The organism is Streptomyces sp. NPDC052701 (assembly GCF_040678355.1).
Taxonomy (GTDB): Bacteria; Actinomycetota; Actinomycetes; order Streptomycetales; family Streptomycetaceae; genus Streptomyces.
In genome coordinates this window covers 49,496-71,233 of the sequence record NZ_JBFATO010000036.1, presented here as the reverse complement: position 1 = coordinate 71,233, position 21,738 = coordinate 49,496, and the positions used below count along the sequence as shown (strand labels likewise).

At 75.0% G+C, this 21,738-nt stretch carries 22 protein-coding genes; 14 read left to right on the top strand and 8 right to left on the bottom strand.

Annotation, left to right across the window (positions count from 1 at the left end; all coding sequences use genetic code 11):
• Positions 1 to 284 precede the first annotated feature (284 nt).
• Entirely contained in the window at positions 285 to 1,334 is a 1,050-nt protein-coding gene (locus AB0L29_RS29620) for an acyl-CoA dehydrogenase family protein (protein WP_365831350.1), read from the bottom strand.
• A gap of 97 nt (positions 1,335 to 1,431) precedes the next feature.
• Between AB0L29_RS29620 and AB0L29_RS29615 the strand changes: the two genes are divergently transcribed.
• The 5 genes from AB0L29_RS29615 (at position 1,432) to AB0L29_RS29595 (ending at position 6,660) form a co-directional block, all read left to right on the top strand.
• Positions 1,432 to 1,782, top strand: coding sequence for a YciI family protein (locus AB0L29_RS29615; RefSeq protein ID WP_365831348.1), 351 nt, complete (start codon positions 1,432 to 1,434; stop codon positions 1,780 to 1,782).
• Positions 1,783 to 1,787: 5 nt separating this feature from the next.
• Entirely contained in the window at positions 1,788 to 2,978 is a 1,191-nt protein-coding gene (locus AB0L29_RS29610; protein WP_365831346.1) for an RNA polymerase sigma factor, read from the top strand.
• Between the two features lie 261 nt (positions 2,979 to 3,239).
• Positions 3,240 to 4,130, top strand: coding sequence for a glycoside hydrolase family 19 protein (locus AB0L29_RS29605; protein ID WP_365831344.1), 891 nt, complete (start codon positions 3,240 to 3,242; stop codon positions 4,128 to 4,130).
• A 71-nt stretch (positions 4,131 to 4,201) separates the two neighbouring features.
• Entirely contained in the window at positions 4,202 to 5,572 is a 1,371-nt protein-coding gene (locus AB0L29_RS29600) for a phospholipase (protein WP_365831342.1), read from the top strand.
• Positions 5,573 to 5,754: 182 nt separating this feature from the next.
• A complete protein-coding gene (locus tag AB0L29_RS29595; protein ID WP_365831340.1) occupies positions 5,755 to 6,660 on the top strand; it encodes an oxidoreductase in 906 nt (301 codons plus the stop codon).
• An 81-nt stretch (positions 6,661 to 6,741) separates the two neighbouring features.
• Here the strand turns inward: AB0L29_RS29595 and AB0L29_RS29590 are convergent, their stop codons facing one another.
• Both AB0L29_RS29590 and AB0L29_RS29585 read right to left on the bottom strand, forming a co-directional pair.
• The gene (locus AB0L29_RS29590; RefSeq protein WP_365831338.1) at positions 6,742 to 7,206 is read right to left on the bottom strand and encodes an ankyrin repeat domain-containing protein; all 465 of its coding nucleotides are present in this window, start codon (positions 7,204 to 7,206) and stop codon (positions 6,742 to 6,744) included.
• A 74-nt stretch (positions 7,207 to 7,280) separates the two neighbouring features.
• On the bottom strand, positions 7,281 to 7,739 hold the full coding sequence (locus AB0L29_RS29585) for a pyridoxamine 5'-phosphate oxidase family protein (protein ID WP_365831336.1): 459 nt from the start codon (positions 7,737 to 7,739) through the stop codon (positions 7,281 to 7,283).
• A gap of 254 nt (positions 7,740 to 7,993) precedes the next feature.
• Here AB0L29_RS29585 and AB0L29_RS29580 point away from each other — a divergent pair, with 254 nt between their 5' ends.
• Both AB0L29_RS29580 and AB0L29_RS29575 read left to right on the top strand, forming a co-directional pair.
• Positions 7,994 to 8,386, top strand: a complete 393-nt coding sequence (locus AB0L29_RS29580; protein ID WP_365831335.1) for a VOC family protein — start codon at positions 7,994 to 7,996, stop codon at positions 8,384 to 8,386.
• Between the two features lie 64 nt (positions 8,387 to 8,450).
• Entirely contained in the window at positions 8,451 to 9,530 is a 1,080-nt protein-coding gene (locus AB0L29_RS29575) for an adenosine deaminase (RefSeq protein ID WP_365831333.1), read from the top strand.
• Here the strand turns inward: AB0L29_RS29575 and AB0L29_RS29570 are convergent.
• Both AB0L29_RS29570 and AB0L29_RS29565 read right to left on the bottom strand, forming a co-directional pair.
• Complete coding sequence (locus tag AB0L29_RS29570) at positions 9,512 to 10,027, bottom strand: DinB family protein (protein WP_365831331.1); 516 nt, start codon at positions 10,025 to 10,027, stop codon at positions 9,512 to 9,514. The genes AB0L29_RS29575 and AB0L29_RS29570 overlap by 19 nt on opposite strands.
• 27 nt (positions 10,028 to 10,054) lie before the next feature.
• On the bottom strand, positions 10,055 to 10,957 hold the full coding sequence (locus tag AB0L29_RS29565) for a LysR substrate-binding domain-containing protein (RefSeq protein ID WP_365831329.1): 903 nt from the start codon (positions 10,955 to 10,957) through the stop codon (positions 10,055 to 10,057).
• A gap of 141 nt (positions 10,958 to 11,098) precedes the next feature.
• On the opposite strand from AB0L29_RS29565, the gene mgrA reads away from it, so the two are divergent.
• The 5 genes from mgrA to AB0L29_RS29540 all read left to right on the top strand — a co-directional run bounded on the left by mgrA (position 11,099) and on the right by AB0L29_RS29540 (position 16,974).
• A complete protein-coding gene (gene mgrA / locus AB0L29_RS29560; RefSeq protein WP_365831327.1) occupies positions 11,099 to 12,088 on the top strand; it encodes an L-glyceraldehyde 3-phosphate reductase in 990 nt (329 codons plus the stop codon).
• A 523-nt stretch (positions 12,089 to 12,611) separates the two neighbouring features.
• Complete coding sequence (locus AB0L29_RS29555) at positions 12,612 to 13,022, top strand: hypothetical protein (RefSeq protein WP_365831325.1); 411 nt, start codon at positions 12,612 to 12,614, stop codon at positions 13,020 to 13,022.
• A 57-nt stretch (positions 13,023 to 13,079) separates the two neighbouring features.
• Positions 13,080 to 15,419: an FHA domain-containing protein gene (locus AB0L29_RS29550; protein ID WP_365831323.1), complete on the top strand. Its 2,340-nt coding sequence runs from the start codon at positions 13,080 to 13,082 to the stop codon at positions 15,417 to 15,419.
• A gap of 8 nt (positions 15,420 to 15,427) precedes the next feature.
• Positions 15,428 to 15,985 (top strand): hypothetical protein, encoded by a 558-nt coding sequence (locus AB0L29_RS29545; RefSeq protein WP_365831321.1) that lies wholly within the window; start codon positions 15,428 to 15,430, stop codon positions 15,983 to 15,985.
• Positions 15,982 to 16,974, top strand: a complete 993-nt coding sequence (locus AB0L29_RS29540; RefSeq protein WP_365831319.1) for a serine/threonine-protein kinase — start codon at positions 15,982 to 15,984, stop codon at positions 16,972 to 16,974. The genes AB0L29_RS29545 and AB0L29_RS29540 overlap by 4 nt, the downstream gene beginning before the upstream one ends.
• Before the next feature lie 225 nt (positions 16,975 to 17,199).
• Here the strand turns inward: AB0L29_RS29540 and AB0L29_RS29535 are convergent, their stop codons facing one another.
• The gene (locus AB0L29_RS29535) at positions 17,200 to 18,468 is read right to left on the bottom strand and encodes a streptophobe family protein (protein WP_365831317.1); all 1,269 of its coding nucleotides are present in this window, start codon (positions 18,466 to 18,468) and stop codon (positions 17,200 to 17,202) included.
• Positions 18,469 to 18,648: 180 nt separating this feature from the next.
• On the opposite strand from AB0L29_RS29535, the gene AB0L29_RS29530 reads away from it, so the two are divergent.
• On the top strand, positions 18,649 to 19,947 hold the full coding sequence (locus tag AB0L29_RS29530; RefSeq protein ID WP_365831315.1) for a DUF6777 domain-containing protein: 1,299 nt from the start codon (positions 18,649 to 18,651) through the stop codon (positions 19,945 to 19,947).
• Positions 19,948 to 19,958: 11 nt separating this feature from the next.
• Here AB0L29_RS29530 and AB0L29_RS29525 read toward each other — a convergent pair whose 3' ends face one another.
• On the bottom strand, positions 19,959 to 20,372 hold the full coding sequence (locus AB0L29_RS29525) for a PRC-barrel domain-containing protein (protein WP_365831313.1): 414 nt from the start codon (positions 20,370 to 20,372) through the stop codon (positions 19,959 to 19,961).
• Positions 20,369 to 20,956: a PRC-barrel domain-containing protein gene (locus tag AB0L29_RS29520; RefSeq protein WP_365831311.1), complete on the bottom strand. Its 588-nt coding sequence runs from the start codon at positions 20,954 to 20,956 to the stop codon at positions 20,369 to 20,371. Before AB0L29_RS29520 ends, AB0L29_RS29525 begins: the two co-directional genes overlap by 4 nt.
• Before the next feature lie 237 nt (positions 20,957 to 21,193).
• On the opposite strand from AB0L29_RS29520, the gene AB0L29_RS29515 reads away from it, so the two are divergent.
• Entirely contained in the window at positions 21,194 to 21,649 is a 456-nt protein-coding gene (locus AB0L29_RS29515) for an ATP-binding protein (protein WP_365831309.1), read from the top strand.
• The last annotated feature ends 89 nt before the right edge of the window (positions 21,650 to 21,738 follow it).

The window sequence follows — 21,738 nt, the reverse complement described above, 5'->3', positions numbered from 1 at the left end:
ACACGGCGATCCGCCGTGCCGTGCCCGGACCGGCGCAGGAGCGCGAGCACCCAGCGGCCCGGTCGTGAGCGGGACGGCCACTGCTGGGCCGTGGGGGATCGCGGGGACTCCCGATGGCCGTGCGGCGGCCACAGGCCACGGCGCGGACCCTGCCCGCGGGCGACGTCCGGCCCGCGAGGACGACACCGGACGCCACCGGACGACAGCCCGACGCAGCCGCCACCGGCGACGGGCCGCCGCCGACCCGCTGGACGGACAGGGGACCGCACCGGGGCGGCGGAGGGCTACTCCTGGGCCAGTGCGGCCAGATGCGCCCGGCGCACCTCCGCCGTCTGCCCCTGCACCAGCAGGAACATCCCCTCGCGCGCCAGCCGCTGCGCCCGGCTGTCCAACGCCATGGACCGGCCGCCCCCGGCCACGACCGCCGCGGTCGTGGCCGCGCGCATCAGGTCGTACGCGCGCGTCTTCACCGCGAGCCGCTCCGCGATCCGCTCGTGCGGCACCGGATGGTCGGCCAGCGCGTACGCCCTCCGCCGGACCTCGTCGAGCCGGGCCCGCAGCGACCGCGCGGTCTCCCGGCCGTCCGCGGCGGCCCCCACCAGCTCCAGCGCCGCATACGCGACGCCGAAGACGGCCGGGCCGGCGTTGGTGTTCCTCGGCCGGTCGACCAGGGCGAAGTCCTCCTGCGCGGTGCGCAGCACCACGGCCTCCTCCGGCACCCGCAGGCCGTCCAGTTCCAGGGACACCGTACGGGCGGCCGTGAGCGCGGCCAGCCGCATCGGCGCCGACGGACGCAGCCCCGGCTGCTCGCGCGCCTCGGTGAAGGCGAACACCACCTCGGCCGTCTGCGTCACCCCGGCCAGCAGCATCACGTCGTTGAGGCCCCAGCCCGTGTACCAGGGCACGGTGCCCTCGAACCGCCAGCCGCCGCGCTCCGGCACGGCCCGTACGGGGACGCGGGGGAAGGCCCGGACATGGGCGTACGCGATCCCGGACAGCAGCTCGCCCGTCGCCAGCGGCCGCAGCAGCCGCTCCCGGGCCGGCGAGTCGTGGGCGGCGAGCATCTTCACCGGCGTGTGGTGCTGCGTCTGCACGAACCAGGTGGAGCAGCAGGCCCCGGCCAGGATCTCCGCCGTCTCCCTGGCCACCGCGGCGGGCGCGCCCGCCCCGCCGTACTCCGCCGGCGCACCCACCCCGAGCAGCCCCGATCTCTTGACCGCCGCGATGTGGTCCGCCGGCACGCCCTCCTGGTCGACCCGCTCGGCCTGCGGGGCGAGGAGAGCGTCGGCGAGCTGCCGGGCGCGGACGACGAGGGGGTGGGACGCGGCGGTCATGGAGGAATTCTCGCGGTGCGGTGGGGCGAGGTGTCGATCCGGGGGTGTGCCGTTCGTGTAGGAGAGGGGAAAACCCCACGAGGCACAGGAGGCCGTCATGAAGTACTACCTGCTCAGCGTCATGCAGCCGGTCGGGGGGACACCCGGCCCCGAGGTCCTGGAGGAGATCGACGCGAACCTGGACGTCTTCCACCGGGAGCTGCGCGAGGCCGGCGCCTGGGTGTTCGCCGGGGGACTGCACGGCCCGGAGTCGTCCACCGTGCTGCGGCCCCGCGACGGCGACGTCCTGGTCACCGACGGCCCGTACGCCGAGGGCAAGGAGATGCTCGGCGGGATCTGCCTGATCAAGGCGCCCGACCTGGACGCCGCCCTGGAGTGGGGCCGCAGGGCTGCCCTGGCGACGACCCTGCCGATCGAGGTGCGGCCCTTCACGGGGGAGGCGGACTGAGGACCGTGGACACCGTGGACGTCGAGGGGGTCTTCCGCGCGGAGTACGGCCGCGCGGTCGCCGCCCTGGTCCGCTTCCTCGGCGACATCGACCTCGCCGAGGAAGCCGTCCAGGACGCCTTCGCCACCGCCGTGCGGCGCTGGCCGGAGACCGGGATGCCGCCGAGTCCGGCCGGCTGGATCATCACCACCGCGAGGAACCGGGCGATCGACCGGCTCCGCCGCGAATCCACCCGGGAGGCGCGGCACGCCGAGGCCGCCCTGCTGCACGCCCCCGACGCACCGCCCGAGGAGGGCCCCGTGCGCGACGACCGGCTCCGCCTGATCTTCACCTGCTGTCATCCCGCGCTCGCCCCGCAGGCCCGCGTCGCCCTGACCCTGCGCCTGCTCGGCGGGCTGAGCACGGCTCAGATCGCCCGCGCCTTCCTCGTGCCGGGGGCCACCATGGCCCAGCGGCTGGTGCGGGCGAAGGCGAAGATCCGCGACGCCGGGATCCCCTACCGGGTGCCCCGCGACGCCGACCTCCCCGGCCGGCTGGGCGGTGTCCTCGCCGTGGTCTACCTGATCTTCAACCAGGGCTACGAGGGCTCCCCGGACCTGTGCCGTGAGGCCGTGCGCCTCGGACGGCTCCTGGCCGAGCTGATGCCGGACGAACCCGAGGTCACCGGCCTGCTGGCGCTGATGCTCCTGAGCGAGTCGCGCCGTCCGGCCCGGCAGGACGAGGACGGTGTGCTGGTGCCGCTGCCCCAGCAGGACCGCTCGCGCTGGGACCACGGCCTGATCGCCGAGGGACAGGCGCTCGTCCGCCGCTGCCTGCGCCGCGGCCGGCCCGGGCCGTACCAGATCCAGGCCGCCGTCCAGGCCGTCCACAGCGACGCGCCGACCGCGGAGGCCACCGACTGGGGCCAGATCCGCCGGCTGTACGACCAGCTCATGGCACTCGCCCCGAGTCCCGTGGTGGCCCTGAACCGGGCGGTGGCCGTCGCCGAGACCGAGGGCCCGCGGGCGGCCCTGGAGCTCGTGGACGCACTCGGCCTGGACCGCTACCACGTCCTGCACGCGGTCCGCGCCGACCTGCTGCGCCGCCTGGGCCGCACCCCGCAGGCCGTCCGGGCCTACGAGGCCGCGATCGCGCTGGCCGAAAACCCTGCGGAGCGCCGGTACCTGGAACGGCGCCTGCGGGAGCTCACCCGCTGAGCACGCACGGCGGGCGGGTGCGGCCGCGGCGCCCCGGCCGCACCCGCCCCGCCGCGCGTGCCCAGCGCGCGGTTGACCGGTCTACACCTTTGGCCGATCTGCGCCCTTGACTGGTACAGACCAATACGGTTGAGTGTGCGTCCACACCCCCCACCACGGCCGCGCCCGTGCCGTGGCCGGTCCGACCGGCGCGTGCGCTTAAGGCCTGCTTCGCCCTGCCCTTGTCCAGGTGCGGCCGTGCTGCGCAAAGGAGTTGATTCCATGTCAAGACGCCGCATCTCCGCCGTTCTGGCCACCATCGCCCTCGCGGGCGCCACGCCGGTGCTCCTCCCGGCCGCGCCGGCGTCCGCCGCCGCGTGCTCCAGCTACCCGAACTGGGTGGCCGGGAAGTCGTACGCCGCCGGCGACATCGTCCGCTACACCGACGGCAAGGCCTACATCGCCGAGCACGCCAACCCGGGCTACGACCCGGTCATCAGCACCTGGTACTGGGAGCCGTACGCCTGCGACAACGGTCCGGGGACGCCCGTCGGCAGCTTCGTGGTGAGCGAGGCGCAGTTCAACCAGATGTTCCCGAACCGCAATCCCTTCTACACCTACAGCGGGCTCACGGCGGCCCTCAGCGCCTACCCCGGCTTCGCCAACACCGGCAGCGACACGGTGAAGAAGCAGGAGGCCGCCGCCTTCCTCGCCAACGTCAGCCACGAGACCGGCGGTCTGGTGCACGTCGTCGAGCAGAACACCGCCAACTACTCGCACTACTGCGACTGGAGCCAGCCCTACGGCTGCCCGGCCGGCCAGGCCGCCTACTACGGGCGCGGCCCGATCCAGCTGAGCTGGAACTTCAACTACAAGGCGGCGGGCGACGCGCTGGGCATCGACCTCCTCAACAACCCCTGGCTGGTGCAGAACGACGCCGCCGTGGCCTGGAAGACGGCCCTGTGGTACTGGAACACCCAGAGCGGTCCCGGCACGATGACCCCGCACAACGCCATGGTCAACGGCGCGGGCTTCGGCCAGACGATCCGCAGCATCAACGGCTCCCTGGAGTGCGACGGCAGGAACCCGGCGCAGGTGCAGAGCCGGGTGAGCACCTATGAGCGGTTCACGCAGATCCTCGGGACGTCGCCGGGCGGCAACCTGTACTGCTGACGACGGACGGCGGGGCGTGGTGTCATGCACCTGACCATCACCTGAGTTCCACCCGGACGAAGGGCACCGTCATGCGCACCCCCCACGCCCTGCTCGCCACGACCGCCGCGCTGGCCGCCGCGGTCGTGGCGCCCCCGCCCGCTGCCGCCGCCGACACGGTCCCGGCTCCGGGCGCGTACTACGTACAGAGCGCCACGACCGGGCTCAACGCGGCCGACAACGCCGGAGCGGTCGAACAGCACCGCCCCCGGGGCGACGAGGACCACCAGCAGTGGCGGCTGAGGCCGAACGGCTCCTCCCACGTCCTGGAGAACACGGACACCGCCGGCCGCTGCCTGGGCCGCGGCGGCGACCAGGCCCGCACCGTGGCCTGCGCGAGCGCCGACGCGGCCTGGGAGATCACCCCCGCCGGCGCCGACCGGTTCACCCTGAAGACGCCCGGCGCCGAGCGCTACCTCACGGTGGCCCCCAAGCCCTCCGGCGCCACCCATCCCGCCCAGCTGGCCGTCGGCGAGCTCTCCGGCGACCGCGCGGCCTGGTACCTCACCCCGGTCGCCCCCGCCACCCGCCCCATGCCGCCGCAGGACCGGCGCACCCTGGACCAGGTCACCTTCCTCACGGCCCACAACGCCTACGCCAACGGCGTCGACGGCGGCTTCGCCCCGCCCTTCATCGACCTCGTGCCCAACCAGACACGCGGGATCGACCGGCAACTCGCCGACGGCGTACGGGGGTTCATGCTGGACATCCACCAGACCCGGGACGGCGCGATCCTCTGCCACAACAGCTGCACGCTGGTCGGCAGACCGGTCGCCCTGTGGGTGGACCTCCAGCGGATCGCGGACTTCCTGCGGGCCCACCCCGACCAGTTCGTCACCGTCTTCCTGGAGGACTACGTCGACCCCGGCGTGCTGCGCGCCGAACTCGCCCGCGTCGACGGGCTGGCGGACCTGCTGTACCGTCCCGACCGCACCGGCGTGCGCGAGAACGGCTGGCCGAGGATGGCGGACCTGCTCGCCGCCGGCCGGCGCCTGCTGATCCTCACCGACCACAGCCGCTCCGCCGACGAGGCCGCGGGCCTGACCCGGGACAGCTTCGGCGTGCTGTACCAGCGCGAGTGGACCGTGGAGAACCACTGGTCGATGGGCCCGGGCATCGGCGCCTCCGACTGGTCGTGCTACAGCCGCTGGTACGACGCGAACACCACCCTCCCGCTGACCCGCACCGAGGGCGCCTTCCGCCCGCTGTTCGTCATGAACCACTTCCGGGACGCCGCCGTCGCCTCCACGGCGGCCGCGGACAACGCCAAACTCGCCGACCGCGCCCGGCGGTTCTGCCAGCCCGCCGCCCGCAAGAAGCCCACCTTCCTCGCCGTGGACCGCTACGACCTCGGCGACCCGGCCGCCGCCGTCGCCGCCCTGAACTCGTACACGTACCCGTAGGACCGGCATCGGGCCGGGGCGGCTCCACCCGGCCTTCCGCGGGCACCGCCGCGGACCGCCGGCGGCCGCGGCGGTGACGCCCCGGCCGCCCCAACGGCCCCTCGGAGCGGGCCGTTCGGCGCACGGCGCGTTCCGCCGGTGCGCGGGCCCCGGCCCGCGCACCGGCGTGCGAGACTCGGCCGATGAGCTCCGGAACGATCACCGCGGACGCCGCGGGCACCTGGGAACTCGGCGACCTGTCCGTCCACCGCGTGGGCCTGGGCGCGATGCGGCTGACGGGCAGCGCCGCCTTCCACCTCGGCACGCCGAGCGACCGCGACCGGTCGATCGCCGTGCTGCGCGGGGCCGTCGACCTCGGTGTGAACCACATCGACACGGCCGCCTTCTACTTCTCCTCCCTGCGTTCCGCCAACGAGCTGATCAACAGCGCCCTGGCGCCCTACCCCGACGACCTGGTCATCGTCACCAAGGTCGGTCCGTACCGGACCTGGTCGGGGGAGTGGGGCACCTCGGCCCGCCCCGACGAACTGCGCGGCCACGTCGAGGAGAACCTGCGCCAGCTCGGCCGCGACCACCTGGACGTCGTCAACCTGCGCCGCATGAGCCAGGACTCCATAGCCGAGCACTTCGGCGCCCTCGCCGAACTGCGCGAGGCCGGACTGATCCGGCACCTCGGCCTCTCGAACGTCGAGGCGAGGCACCTCGCCGAGGCGCAGGCCATCGCGCCCGTGGTGTGCGTGCAGAACCGGTACGCGCTCGACCGCCCCGACCCCGCCGGCGACGGACTCCTGCGCCGGTGCGGCGAACAGGGCATCGCCTTCGTGCCGTTCTACGCCGTCGCCGGTGAGGGCGCCCAGCACGGCGCGACCGGCGCCCACGACGAGGAGGTGCTCGCCGTCGCCCGGGCGCACGGCGCGACCCCCGCCCAGATCCGGATCGCCTGGACCTTGCACCAGGGCCCGCACGTGCTCGTCATCCCGGGCACCGGCGATCCCGGGCACCTCGCGCAGAACGTGGCCGCGGGCGCGCTGCGCCTCACCGGCGACGAGCTGAACCGGCTCGACCGGCGCCGCCGCGCCGCCGGCTGAGCCGCCGGGGCCGCCCGCCCGGCCCGCGTGACCGGTCACCGGGCGGCCAGGAGGAGGGCGGTGCCGCGCATCGGCCCGGGATCACTCCGGCGCGGCCCGGTGCGCGGCGGCGGACTCCTCCCGGTTGGCGGACGGGGCGGCCCCGGCGGCCAGCAGTGCCGCGACGGTGTCCGGGTGGGGGCCCGCCAGCGCCCACTCCAGCGGGGAGCGGCCCGTGCCGTGGTCCTCGCGCAGGCCGGGATCGGCGCCGTGCTCCAACAGGGCGCCGACCGCCTCGGTGTGGCCCCAGCACGCGGCTCCGCACAGGGGAGTGCCCTCCGTGCCGTGCCCGCTCTCGGCGTCGGGCGAGGCGCCGGCCGCCAGCAGGGCCCGGACGGTCCCGGCCGCCCCGTGCACGGCCGCCGCGTACAGGGGCGTCGTGCCGTCCGCGTCGGGCGTGTCCGGCTGCGCGCCGGCGCGCAGGAGAGCCCGTACGGCGCCCGTGTCACCGAGCATCGCGGCCCCGACGAGCTGCCGCGCCAGTTTCTTCCGCCGTCGTCTGTTCACGGTCGCCCAGGCTATCCACGGGGGTCACACCACCCGCCGTCCACGGGGGTCACACCACCCGCCATCCATGGGGGTCACACCACCCAGACCCCCTCCCGCATCAGGTGCCGCCCCGGCAGTTCGTGCTCCCCGCACCAGGCCTGCACCGCACGCGGCCGGACCCGGAAGAACGCGTAGGGGGCGGGGTCCTCCCGGGGATCCCAGCCGGTCTTCGCCCGGAACGCCCCGGCCGCCTCCGGCGGCACCTCCCGCGCGGTGTACGTCTCCACGTCCCCGTCGATCAGCACCACGTCCCGGGTGTCCCCGAGGGCCAGCCGGGTCCGCCGGCCCTCCCGCAGGTTGCGGCCCGTCGGACTGGCCGGCCGGGTGGACAGCCACAGGGCCTCGCCGTCCCAGACGAACCACAGCGCGACCAGGCACGGCAGACCGTCGGCGCCGGCCGAGGCCACCCAGACGTCGCTCTCCCGCTCCAGCCGGGCCAGGACGTCGCGCCTGCGCCGGGCCGGGTCGCGAGGAACCCCGGTGATCTTCATGTCCGGGACGGTAGCGGCCCGCGGCACGCCCCGCCTCGGGCCGGAGCCCCGCCGCGCCTCAGGCTTTGGCCCCAGGTCTGTCGTCGGACTCCCCCCGCCCGTGGCGCCCCGCACGCGCTTCCGAGCCGCGGGGCCCGCCCGCCGGGCGGACGACGGAAGTCCGGCGACAGGACCCGGGTTCGCGGGAGTGATTGGCATCTAAGAAGTTTTACGTATAACCTCTCCCGTCGATCGCCCCCGCCCGAGAGGTACCGATGAGACGCGTCGCCCTGGTCACCCTCGTCGTCGACGACTACGACGAGGCGATCCGCTTCTACACCGAGGCCCTCGGATTCCGGCTCGCCGAGGACACCCCCCGGCCCGGCGGTTCCCGCTGGGTCGTCGTCGAGCCGGACGGCGAGGGGCAGGGCACCGCCCTGCTGCTCGCCCGCGCCGAGGGGGAGGCGCAGCGCGCCCGGATCGGCGACCAGACCGGCGGGCGTGTCGGCTTCTTCCTGCACACCGGCGACTTCGCCCGCGACCACGCCCGCATGGCCGCCGCGGGCGTGACCTTCCTGGAGGAGCCGCGCCACGAGCCGTACGGCACGGTCGCCGTCTTCCAGGACCTGTACGGCAACCGCTGGGACCTGCTCCAGCCCGCCGGATGACCCGCACGTCCGCAGCCGCCTTCGACCCGCACGCCAGAACCACCCGCCGAGGAGCAGCCCGCTCATGACCGCGCCCCGCATCGACGCCGACACCCTCCGCCGCCTGCCCAAGGCCGTCCTGCACGACCACCTCGACGGCGGCCTGCGCCCCGCCACCGTGATCGAGCTCGCGGACGCGGCCGGCCACACCCTGCCCGCCGCCGACCCCGACGCGCTCGCCGCCTGGTACTACGACGCCGCCAACTCCGGCGACCTGGTGCGCTACATAGCCACCTTCGAGCACACCCTCGCCGTCATGCAGACCCGCGAGGGCCTGCTGCGCACCGCCGAGGAGTACGTCCTCGACCTGGCCGCCGACGGGGTGGTCTACGGCGAGGTGCGCTACGCCCCGGAGCTGATGCTCAAGGGCGGGCTGACCCTGCCCGAGGTCGTCGAGACCGTCCAGGAGGGCCTGGCGGCGGGCATGGCGAAGGCGGCCGCCGCGGGCACGCCGGTGCGCGTCGGCACCCTGCTGTGCGGGATGCGGATGTTCGACCGGAGCCGGGAGATCGCCGACCTGGTGGTGGCGTTCCGGGACGCCGGTGTCGTCGGCTTCGACATCGCCGGCGCCGAGGACGGCTTCCCGCCCGTCGACCACCTGGCCGCCTTCGAGCACCTGCGCCGCGAGAACGTGCCCTTCACCATCCACGCCGGCGAGGCCCACGGCCTGCCCAGCATCCACCAGGCCCTGCAGGTGTGCGGCGCCCAGCGCATCGGGCACGGCGTGCGCATCATCGACGACATCCCCGACCTCGCGGCCGGCAAGCTCGGCCGCCTGGCCGGCTGGGTGCGCGACCGCCGCATCGCGCTGGAGATGTGCCCGACGTCCAACCTGCAGACGGGCGCGGCGACCTCGATCGCCGAGCACCCCATCACCGCGCTGAAGGACCTCGGCTTCCGCGTGACGCTCAACACCGACAACCGGCTGGTGTCCGGCACGACGATGACCCGCGAGATGTCCCTGCTGGTCGAGCAGGCCGGGTGGACGGTCGAGGACCTGCGCACGGTCACCGTGAACGCGCTCAAGAGCGCCTTCCTCCCGTTCGACGAGCGCAACAGGCTCATCCGGGAGGTCGTCCTGCCCGGCTACGAGGCCGCGCTCTGAAGCAGCCCGCGGACGTAGGCGGCCTGTCCGACGTGCTGCAGGTCGTCGGACAGGACGCTGACCAGCCGTACGCCCAGGCTGACCGGCGGATCCCAGTTCTCGTCGACGATGCGCTCCAGCTCCTTGGCGGACAGGGCGCGCAGGGCGGTGAGGGTCTGTTCGTGCACGGCGTCGTGGTAGCCGGTCAGCAGGCCGGCGGAGCCGACCCGGACCCTGGCGACCTTCGCCGGGCCGTGGCCGTAGCCGGTGTCGCGGCGGGGCAGGCCCAGCGCGAAGCGCTCGTGCCAGTCCTGTGACAGCCACACCTGGTCGAGTCCGAAGGCGTCGGCGACGTGGTCGTCCTGGACCCGGGTGAGGTGCCAGACCAGCCAGGCGATGGAGTTGGCGCCGGCCGAGGGGCGGGCGTTGAGCTCGTCGGGGCCGAGGCCCTCGACGGCGGCGTGGACCTCTTCCCGGACGCGGCCGTACCCGTCGATGAGGATGTCCTTGGCATGCATGGCTCCACCTTCGCGCACCGCGGCCCCTCACGCGTCCCCGTCGTCCCGGATCCCGTCGCCGAGCAGGGCCGTCAGCGCCCGGGCCGCGGGACTGGTGGCCTGCGGGGGCGGCAGCAGGGCGACGGTCTCGTACGCCGTCTCGTCGGTGTCCTTCAGGGGCAGGGCGGCCAGCGAGGCCCGCTTGTGCCGGAAGTGCCGCGGCACGACCGCGATGCCGAGGTTCTCGTCCACGAGGTCCAGCAGGGTGTGCACGTCGTTGACCTCCAGCGCGACCGTGCGCCGCACGCCCGCGGCGGCGAAGGCGGCGTCGGTGATGCGGCGCGGCCCCCAGTCCGGGTGGAAGTCGACGAACACCTCGCCGCCCAGGTCCTGCGGCGTGACGGCCGCACCGGCCGACGCGAGCCGGTGACTGGGGTGGCACAGCACCGTCATCGGCTCGGCGGTCAGCGGGACGGCGCGCAGCTGCTCGGTGTCCGCCTGCGCCGTGCGCACCGCGAACGCCAGGTCCAGGCGCCCGGCCGCGACCTCCTCCGCCAGCGCGCCCGAGCCCGCCTGCCGCAGGCAGATCTCCACGTCCGGGTACCGCCGCCGGAACGCGGCCAGCAGCCGCGCCGTGTCCACCCCGGCGATGCACTGCTCGGTGCCGACCGCGAGCATGCCGCGCAGCACCCCCTGCACCGCGGCCACCGCCTCGTGCGCCGCCCGCACCTGGGCCAGGATCCGCTCCGCCTCGCCCAGCAGCGCCCGCCCGGCCGGAGTGAGCGTCACCCGGCGGGTCGTGCGCACGAACAGCGGGGTCTGCAGCTCCCGCTCCAGCGCCCGGACCGAGGCCGACAGACCCGACTGGGACACCATCAGGCGTTCCGCCGCCCGGGTGAAGTGCCGGTCCTCGGCGACCGCGACGAAGTGCTGGAGGTGGCGCAGTTCCATGATTGAGAAGCGTAGTCGCTGAATTCCATCGGATTCTTCTGTTGGACCACTGCCCGCAGGTCACGCCAGAGTGGGACGGGGTTCCGCGGGCCGTCGCTTCCGCGGAACCGTCACCCGTGTGCCAACCCCTCAGGAGTCGCGTTGTACACCGCACACCCCGACCGCTACGCGGACATGCCCTACCGGCGCACCGGCCGCAGCGGGCTCAAGCTCCCCGCGCTCTCGCTCGGCCTGTGGCACAACTTCGGTCCCGACCGGCCGGTCGGGACCCAGCGCGCCATCCTGCGCCGTGCCTTCGACCTCGGCGTCACCCACTTCGACCTGGCCAACAACTACGGCCCGCCGCCCGGCGCCGCCGAGTCCGCGTTCGGCGAGGCCCTCAAGGCGGACTTCGCGCCGTACCGCGACGAGATGGTGATCTCCACCAAGGCCGGCTACCTGATGTGGCCCGGCCCGTACGGCGAGTGGGGTTCGCGCAAGTACCTGCTGTCCTCGCTCGACCGGAGCCTGCAGCGGATGGGCCTGGACTACGTCGACATCTTCTACTCGCACCGCCCCGACCCGCAGACTCCGCTGGAGGAGACGATGGGAGCCCTGCACTCGGCGGTGCAGCAGGGCAAGGCGCTGTACGTCGGCGTCTCCAACTACTCGCCGGAGCAGACCCGCGAGGCCGCCCGCATCCTGGCCGGCCTCGGCACCCCGCTGCTGATCCACCAGCCGCGCTACTCGATGCTGGACCGCCGTCCGGAGGAGGGCCTGCTGGACGTCCTCGACGAGCTCCAGGTCGGCTCCATCGCCTACTCCCCGCTGGAGCAGGGGCTGCTGACCGGCCGCTACCTCGACGGCATCCCGGAGGACTCCCGGGCCGCGAGCGACAGCCCCTTCCTGAACTCCGACGCGCTCACCGAGGACCTGGTGGCGCGGCTGCGCGAGCTGAACGGCATCGCCGAGTCCCGCGGCCAGACCCTCGCGCAGATGGCGCTGGCCTGGGTGCTGCGCGGCGGCCGGGTCACCTCCGCCCTGGTCGGGGCGAGCAGCCCGCGACAACTGGAGGACAGCGTCGCCGCGATCCGCGCCCTCGACTTCGACGACGAGGAACTGGCCCGCATCGACGCGGTGGTCAACGGCTGAGCCGCTCCGCCGGGCGGACGGTCACCCGGTCGCCCTCCCGCTTCCCGGCCGCCCGGCGCACCCCGGCCCCGGCGGGGAAGCCTGCGGACGCCGTCGCCGGGCGCCGTGGACGGGCTCTCGCCACGGCGCCCGCCGGCCGTCCTGCGGGGCCCGGCCGTCCCGCGGGGCCGGGTCCTCCCGTGGGGCCCGGCCGGTCCGGGAAGCGGGGCACGGACACGGTCCGGCCCGCGCGTCGGGTGTGGGCGCGTCCGGGCCGGTGACCCGGTGGGGCCACTCCGCCCGCGCCCCGCGTCACCGCCGGTCACCTCAGGGGCCGTGCGAAACCCGCCGGATTTCGGCCACCGGAAGCCGTGAATATGCCAGGAGAGTGGCCGGAAAGCCATGGTGACAGTGTTTCAGTGGTGAACATACTCGACTGCAGGGGCACTTCACATCGGGCGACGGCGCCCTCACGCACAGCACGCGAGCCGCGGAAGGTGATTCCGGGCCGGCAGGCGGGCAGGGCAACGGGGGGAGGGACAACGTGCACGACGAGTTCCTGTGCCACGTCACCGCGTACGGTTTCTGCGGCGGCCGGCGCATCGGTGTCCCGCTCGGCACCTACCGGGCGCCCACCCTCGCCCTCGCCCTGTGGTGGCTGCGGGACCGCGCGTCCTGGATCGCCGAGCGCCTCGACCCGCACCCCGACGCCGAGCACTTACCCTCCGGCGCGCTCGTCCCGGTCGCCGACACCGTGCCCGACGTGCCCGCCGTCCTGCGCGCCTGGTGCGCCGACGCGGCCGGGCAGGAACGCGTCGCCGAGGAACTGGCCGCCGGACGGCTGGTGCGCATCGCCACCAGCGACGACACCACCGAGTACGAACTGCTGGCCGAGTCCGTGGACGCCCTGCGCATGCAGCGGATGGCCCACCTGCTCGGCGTCCCGGTCGCCTGACCCGCGGCGGAGCCTCCCACCCAGGCGTGCGTCCGGGCGAATCGGTAGAATTCTGGCATGGCTGACCGGCCGGTCTCGCCGACAGCGCCCGAACTCGTTCTGGAGACCGAGACGGGCTCCACGGTGATGAGTCCGGGCCGCGACTACCGCGTCGGCCGCGATCCGCTGAGCGACGTCGTCCTCGACGACGCCCGGGTCTCCTGGCACCACGCGGTGCTGCGCGCCGAGGACGGGCGCTGGACCCTCCAGGACGAGGACAGCACCAACGGCACCTACGCCGACGGCCGGCGCGTCCGCGTCCAGGACGTCGGTCCCGGCAGCGTCATCCGTTTCGGCCACCCGGCCGACGGCCCGCGCGCCGTCCTGGTCGGCCGCACCGAACCCGCCGCCGAACGCCCCTCGGCGGTCTCCATGCCCGGCCTGACCGGCACCTACCGGCAGCCCACGACCGTACGCCCGCTGCCCGCCCGCACCGTCCGCATCGGCCGCGCGGCCGACAACGACCTGGTCGTCGACGACCTCGTCGTCTCCCGCCGGCACGCCGAACTGAGCGCCCTGCCCGACGGCACGTACGAGATCGTCGACCTCGGCAGCCACAACGGCACCTACCTCAACGGCAGCCCCGTGGAGCGCGCCCCCGTCGGTCCCGGGGACATCATCGGCATCGGCCACTCGGAGTTCTGCCTGGTCGGCGACGAACTGCAGGAGTACGTCGACACCGGCGAGATCTCCCTGGACGTGCAGGACCTCACGGTCACCGTCGACCGCGGCCGCAGGACCCTGCTCGACCAGGTGTCCTTCCCGGTGGGGGAGAAGTGCCTGCTCGCGGTCGTCGGGCCGAGCGGCGCCGGCAAGTCCACCCTGCTGAACGCCCTCACCGGGCAGCGGCCCGCCGACCACGGCACCGTCCTGTACGACGGCCGCGACCTGTACCGCGACTACGCCGAGCTGCGCCAGCGCATCGGGCTCGTGCCGCAGGACGACATCCTGCACACCCAGCTGACCGTCCACGGCGCCCTGTCCTACGCCGCCGAGCTGCGCTTCCCGCAGGACACCGCGAAGGCCGAGCGGCGGGCCCGGGTCGACGAGGTGGTCCGCGAACTCGGCCTGGAGCAGAACGCCGGCCAGCCCGTGCACAGCCTCTCCGGCGGACAGCGCAAACGCGTCAGCGTCGCCCTGGAACTGCTCACCAAGCCGTCGCTGCTGTTCCTGGACGAGCCGACCTCGGGACTGGACCCGGGCATGGACCGCTCGGTGATGCACATGCTGCGCGGCCTCGCCGACGACGGCCGCACCGTCATCGTGGTCACCCACAGCGTGCTGAGCCTGGACGTGTGCGACCGGCTCCTCGTCCTTGCGCCCGGCGGGAAGGTCGCCTACTACGGGCCGCCCGAGGAGGCCCTGCCCTTCTTCGGCTTCGCGCAGTGGCCGGAGGCCTTCGAGGCCTTCGAACGCGACCGGGACCGGGACTGGGCGGGCGAGTTCCACGCCTCGCCGCTGCGGCGCAGGTACGTCACCGACGCCACGGCGCAGCCCCGCCGGCCGCGCGAGGGCCCGGTCCCCGTCACCGCGCCGCCCCGGCCGCGCAGCCGCACGGCCCAGCTCGGCACCCTGGTCCGCCGGTACACGGCGGCGCTGAGCGCCGACCGCACCTTCCTCGCCGTCATGGTCGCGCTGCCGTTCGTGATGGGCGCGATGGGCCGGGCCCTGGCCGGCGGCGAACTGACCCACAAGACCGCGATGAACGCGCTGCTGATCCTGTGCGTCGGCGCGGTGCTCGGCGGCGCCGCCAACGCCGTGCGCGAGCTCGTCAAGGAACGCGTGATCTACCGGCGGGAACGGGCGGTGGGCCTGTCCAGATCGGCGTACCTGATGTCCAAGGTCGTCGTCCTGGGCACCCTCACCGTGCTGCAGGCGGTGGTGCTGACCGTCGTCGCCCTGCTGGGGGTCGACCTCGGCGCGCCCGGCGGGAAGGGCGTGCTGATGCCACCGCTCGCCGAGATCGCGATCGCCGTCGCCCTGCTGGCGTTCACGGCGACGATGCTCGGCCTGGTCGTCTCCGCGCTGGTGCGCAAGGAGGAGGTGACGATGCCGCTGCTGGTGCTCCTCGCCCTCGTCCAGGTCGTCTTCTGCGGCGCCCTGCTGAAACTGGACGGCGTGCCCGGTCTGGAGCAGCTGTCCTGGCTGGTGCCCTCGCGCTGGGCGTTCGGCGCGATGGCCGGCACCGTCGGACTGGCCCGGATCGTGCCCGGCGACCTGGCCCGGGACCCGCTGTTCCGGCACGAGACGGGGGTGTGGCTGCTGGACGTCGGGATGCTGCTCGCGCTGTCGGTGCTCTTCGGGTTCCTGGTGTCCCGGCTGCTGCGCCGGCACGAACCCGCGGTGATGCGGAAGTAGGCGGCGCCATGACGTACGCGTCCGCTCCCGGCTTCCGTCCCACCCACGTCGTCCCGCCGCACGGCATGCCCGCCTGGGAGACCCCCGGCCCGGACCGGCCCACCGTCGCCCTCGACCCGCTGCTCCCGGTCCGGCTCGTGGAGCGGCGCGGCGACTGGGGACAGGTGGTGTGCTCCAACGGCTGGTCGGCCTGGGTCGACGGCCGCCTCCTGGTCGCCGTTCCCCAGGACCCGCCCGGCTCCGACGGCCCGCTCGCCCGCACCGCCGACCCGCGCCCCCTGCTGGCCCGCGCCGAGCAGGCCCTGGCCCGCTACCGCGCCGCCGTCGAGGAGCTGGCGGGCGGCGGCCTCGACGGCGAGTCCTTCCGCACCCGCACCAGAGGCCTGCGCATCGGCCTCGTCGTCGACGGGGAATCCGTGTGGCTCTACGACGCCGACCGCGGACGATGGGTCTACACCGACGGCACCCGGCTGAGCACCTACGCACCCGACGAACCGCCCCGCGCCGCCGCCGGCCCCGGCCACCCCCCGACCCGGGTCGTCACTCCCGAGGGCGGCCCGGGATGAGCCGCGGCACCGGCCACTTCCCCGGCAGTGCCTCCGGCCCGGTCGGACGGCGGGTCGCGGGCTACCGCATCGAGCAGGAGATCGGCCGGGGCGGCATGGCCGTCGTCTACCGGGCCCGCGACCTGCGCCTGGAACGCACCGTCGCCCTGAAGCTGCTGGCCCCGGAGCTCGCCCGCAACGACACCTTCCGCCGCCGCTTCACCCACGAGTCCCGGGTCGCCGCCGCGATCGACCATCCGCACATCGTGCCCGTCTTCGAGGCCGGCGAGACGGACGGCGTCCTCTACATCGCCATGCGCTACGTCGACGGCAGCGACCTGCGCCACCTCCTGGACCGCGAGGGCCCGCTGCCGCCCGCCACCGCCCTGCGCATCGCCGCCCAGCTGGCCTCCGCGCTCGACGCGGCCCACGAGCACGGTCTGGTCCACCGGGACGTCAAACCGGGCAACGTCCTGGTCTCCCGCGGCACCGACAGCGACCACCCCGAGCACGTCTACCTCACCGACTTCGGCCTGACGAAGAAGTCGCTGTCCCTGACCGGCTTCACCACGGTCGGCCAGTTCGTCGGCACCCTCGACTACGTGGCCCCCGAGCAGATCTCCGGCCGCCCCGTCGACGCCCGCTGCGACGTCTACGGCTTCGCCTGCGTCGTCCACGAGACCCTCGCCGGCCACCCGCCCTTCCGCCGGGACGACGACATGGCCCTGCTCTGGGCCCACCAGTACGACGACCCGCCGCCGCTGACCCGGGCCCGGCCCGACCTCCCCGGACAGGTCGACGCCGTCTTCGCCAGGGCCCTGGCCAAGAACCCCGACGACCGGTACCCGTCCTGCCTGGCCTTCGTCACCGCCCTGCGCACCGCCACGACCGGCGGGGCCGCGGCCGGGTACGTCCCCACCCGGGTGGACCCGCGCGGGCCGGCCCCGCAGGACGAGCGGCCGGAGCCGCCGCCGCGCTGGGCCGGGCCGGTGTTCGGACGGCACATCTAAGTCCTGTCCCCACATCTAAGTCCTGTCCTCGGACTCCCGCCCGCCCCGCGACACCTTGTACGCGCTCCCGCCGTACCGGGCGTGGACCCGGGTGCATCCGGTACGCGGGGCGGCGCCCGGCACGCCGGGAGCACGCACCCGACGCCGCGGGGCCCGCCCTCCGGGCGGACGACGGGAGTCCGACGACAGGGCCTGGGCGCGCCGGACAGGCCCCCGGGCACGCGGTCAGGCCGCGCCGGTCTCGCCCCGCCGGCGCACCGGCCGTGCCAGCAGCGCCCCGGCGAAGCCGGCGACCAGGCCCCACAGCACCGCCAGGCCCAGCGCGGACCACGGGCGCGGTCTCAGGAGCAGCTCTCCGGCGAGCCCGCCGCCGAGGTCGGCGATGCCGAGCACGGACAGGCCGTAGTGCGCGTGGACGCGGCCGGCCAGGCAGATCATGAGCACCGTCAGGGCCAGCGCGACCGCCATGCGCACCGCGTGCCGCCAGGCCCGGACGCCGGCCGGGGACCGGACCGCCATCACGAACGCGGCGGCCGGCAGCAGCACCGCGTCGACCACGGGCAGCCACCACACCCGGCCGTCGTACCCGGCGAGCGCGGGCAGGTCGAGGGTGGAGACGCCCGGGGCGCGCAGCACCTGGTCGAGCACGTGCGGCACGGGCAGCTCGGGCGGGCCCTCCACCCGGCCGTCCCACGTCGCGCCGAACCCGATCGTGAGCGCCGGCCACGCCAGGTTGGGCAGGCCGAGCAGCAGCACGGCGAAGGTCTCCGCCGCACGGCCGCGCGCCGCCGTCACGACCAGGCCGATGACGGCACCGATCGCGACGTAGGCCAGCAGCAGCAGGACCATCGCGTACGCGGCCGGCCGCACCGACGTCTGGAAGCGCAGCAGCCCGGCGGGCAGCGGGGCCCCGCGCGCGACCACCAGTGCCAGGACCAGCACACCGGCCAGCCACAGCAGGCCGAAGAAGAGCGTCGGCGGCACGTCCGTGGTGAATCCGGCCTCGGGCCGGACGCCCAGGAAGTCGCCGATGTCGCCGAGCGTGTCCTCACCGAGGTCGATCACGAACGTCCGGCGGGCGGCGAGGGACAGACCGAGCAGCGCGAGCAGCCACAGCACGGCGACCCGGGCGGCCCAGCCCCCCAGCTCCGCGACGCCGGCCACCGCCCGGTGCCGCAGCGGCCGCAGGAAACCCGCGGCGATCACCAGCGCCCCGGTGAGGGTGACCGACAGCGGGACGACGGTCAGCCCGGCGTCCGCCTCGGCCAGTCCGCCGGCGCTCCCGGCCGGCTCGACCGAGCCGCCGACGGCGAGGACGACCGTCGCCGCGACGACGTGCGGGAAGGCACCGCCCGGGAGGTCCGCCGCCCCGGCGGCCCACAGGCCCAGCGCCGCGACCGCCCCCATGGCGACCAGCCCCGCCGACACCACGACCAGGGCCTGCACCCAGCCGTGCCGGACGGCGGGCCGCGCGGAGGGGGCTCGCGAGGTCACGCTGCCACGCTAAGCAGCGTCCGCGCGCGGCGCTCGCCGGGAGGTCCGTCCGCGCCGGCTTGCGGGGGGTACGGGACGGAAGCGCACAATGAACTCGTAGTGGAAAAAGCGGTGCACGCCAGGCGAAACGGAGCGCATACGTGCGGGCACCGTGGAAATCCCACGCGGGAAGAAGAGCTCGTGAGCGTCGAACCGCCGTCGTCCGGCCGCCCCGCAGGCCCGCCCTCCGGCCCCCTGTCGGGCCCCTCCCCGCCGTCCGGAGGGCCGCCCTCGCCGTCCGGTGGGCCGCCTCCACCGCCTGGTGGGCCTTCCCCGCCGTCGGGTGGGCCGCCCCCGCCCCCGCCACCGGGCGGGAGCGGGCAGTCGCCGGCGCCCCGCGGGCCCTGGTGGCGGTCGGTGCCCCGCCTCGCGGTGCTCGCCACGGTCGTGGTGGCCGCCGTCGTCCTCGCCGTCGTGTTCAGCCGCTCCGGCGGCGGCCCGGGCACCGGCGCGGGAGCGGGCGGCGGCGAGCTCTTCCTGCAGGCCGCGGGCGAGACCGGCCCCGACCCGTTCACCGAGTCGACGGCGAAGGACAGCTCCGCTCCGCCGGCCACCCCGTCCCCGGCCACCGAGTCGGTCCCGCCGAACGCGGTGCGCGGCGTGGACGGCGGCTCGCCCGGCCTGTACGGCGGCACGCGCAAGGCCGCCTCCTGCGACGTGGAGAAGCAGATCACGTACCTCGGGCAGGCACCCGAGAAGAACAGGGCGTTCGCCTCGGTGGCCGGGGTCGGCCCGTCCGACGTGCCCGCCTACCTGCGCTCCCTCACCCCCGTACAGCTGCGCCTGGACACCCGCGTGACCAACCACGGCTACCGCGACGGCGCCGCCACCGGCTACCAGGCCGTCCTCCAGGCGGGCACGGCCGTCCTCGTCGACGCCCGCGGAGTGCCGCGCGTGCGCTGCGCCTGCGGAAACCCGCTCACCCCGCCGGTCGCCCAGCAGACCGCACTCCGGCGCACCGGTGACTCGTGGCCGTGGTACCGCCCCTCGAACACCGTCGTGGTCGTGCCCGCGCCGCGGGCGGTCGAGGCCTTCGTCGTCTACGACCCCGACAGCGGCGAGTGGTTCCGGCGGCAGCCGGGCGACACGGGGGAGAAGGACCGCAGGACCGGACGTCCGGACGAGACCACTCCGTCGGCGGAGGTGTCCACGCCCGCGTCGCCGCCGGCCGACGCGCCGTCGTCGACGGCCCCGTCCTCACCGGGTTCCGAGCCGCCGTCCGAGCCCTTGTCCGAGCCGCCGTCCGAGCCTTCGTCCGAGTCGCCGTCCCAGCCGCCGTCCGAGCCCTCGGACGAGCCCACGTCCGAGCCCTCGTCCAGACCGCCGTCCGAGCCGCCGTCCGGGCCGGGGACGAGCGAGCAGCCGGCTCCCGGGTCGTCGCCGGCCGGGGAGGACACTCCCAGCCCGCAGGGGCCGCTGGCCCTCTCCCCGGCGCGCTGACCCGGTCCGGCTCAGTCCGCCCGGACGACCAGGGCGTAGTCGCCGAGCCCCACCAGCCGGTCGGCCGGCAGGGTGCCGAGCGTCGTACGGACCGCCTCGATACGGCCGGTGGCCGGGTCGAACGCCACGTCCCGCACGGTGCCGTGCCGGTCGCCCGTCTCGGTGAGGACCCTGCGGCCGAGCAGGTCGTGGTGCGGCGCCACCTCGTCCGGGGCGCCGGCCGGGCCGACGACCACGGCGCCGGGGCCGACGGCGTGCACGGCCTCCCAGGGCAGCACGGTCTCCGCGCGGCGCCCGGTGCGCACCCGGAGATGGGTGACCCTGCCCGCCGCGGCGTCGACGGTCAGCGCCCTCACGACACCGATCTCGTCCGTCCCGCTCGGTGTCAGCACCGGCAGGCCGTGCGCCTGCGAGAACAGCATCACGGCGGTGTGCCCTTTTGGGAGTGGTGGAAGAAGGCGCCGGCCCGGGCGGCGAAGCCGGGCAGGTCGCCGGCGACGTAGCGCGTGGCGTCCACGGGGATGACCAGCGTCCGGCCGGAGACGGCGCACGTCTCGCCCCGGGGCACGTAGACCTGGTGGCGGTGGCGCCGCGCGCCCGGGACGAGCGCCCGGTGCGCGGCGATCCGGAAGCCGACGACACGGCCGCTGGTGCCGCCCTCGACGACGAGGTCGAGCACCGTGCCGACCTCCGTGCCCGCGTCCGTCAGGACCCTCGCGCCGAGCACCCGGCCCCGCAGGGCCTCCCGGCGCGCCACCGCGGCCGGCGTGTCCACCAGGACACCGGGGCCGGGGATCATGACCGCGTCGTGACCCAGCGCGAACACCCCGGGCCAGGGCAGGCTCTGCTTCGGCGGGCCCGACAGCAGGCCCCGGCCGCTGAGGGTGAACCCGGTGATGTGCCCGGCCGCGGCGTCGAAGACGGTGTCCTTGACGTGGGCGACCGCGTCGCCGCCCAGCGTGACCACCGGCCGGGTCGTCAGGGTCCGCGCGTCCATCAGCTCGCTCATCACACGCCCTTCCCGCCGGGCCGCTCCGTGCCTTCCCGGGTGCCCCGCCCCGCCGGGACGATGCGGCGGGCATGATGGTGCTGCTCCTCCCGCCGGGTCGCGCTCGCCGGGGCCGGGACGGGGGAGCCGGGAGTTCGGGACGAGGCGAACACCTGTCATGGGGACTGCGGGGCCCGGCTCGGGGTACGAGGACAGGTGCAGAGCGTCCGGCCAGTCCGGCTTCCGAGAGAGAAACGCATGACCGAGCACCTGGACGGGGCAGTGATACCGACTGGTTTCGACGTGCCCGTGGAACCGCTGCGGCGGGCGGCACACTACACCGGCGAACAGGGATGCATCGCCGAGGCACGGTCCTTCGCCGCGCACTTCATGGGGCAGCTCAGGACCGAGTGGTGCGCCGAGGCCGACGACCGGGCCGACGGCGCGGTCCTGCTCGTGGTGAGCGAGCTGGTCACCAACGCCGACCGGCACAGCCACGGGCCGTACATCCTGGAGCTGGAGGGCACGGACACCACGGTGACGGTGTCCGTGTACGACAGCAGCGTCGCCCTGCCGCGCATATTCCCCCGGGACCCCGAGCGGGTCGGCCGGCACGGACTGGAGATCGTCCACGCGCTGGCGGACCGGGTCACCGTCGAACGGGTGCCGGTCGGCAAGCGGGTGCGCGCCGTGCTGAAGCTGAACGGCGGGTGAGGGGCCCGCCGGCGGTGCGCCCCGGACCCCGGAGGTGCTCCCGGCCCCCGAAACGCGGGTGCCGCCCCACTCCTCGGTGGGGCGGCACC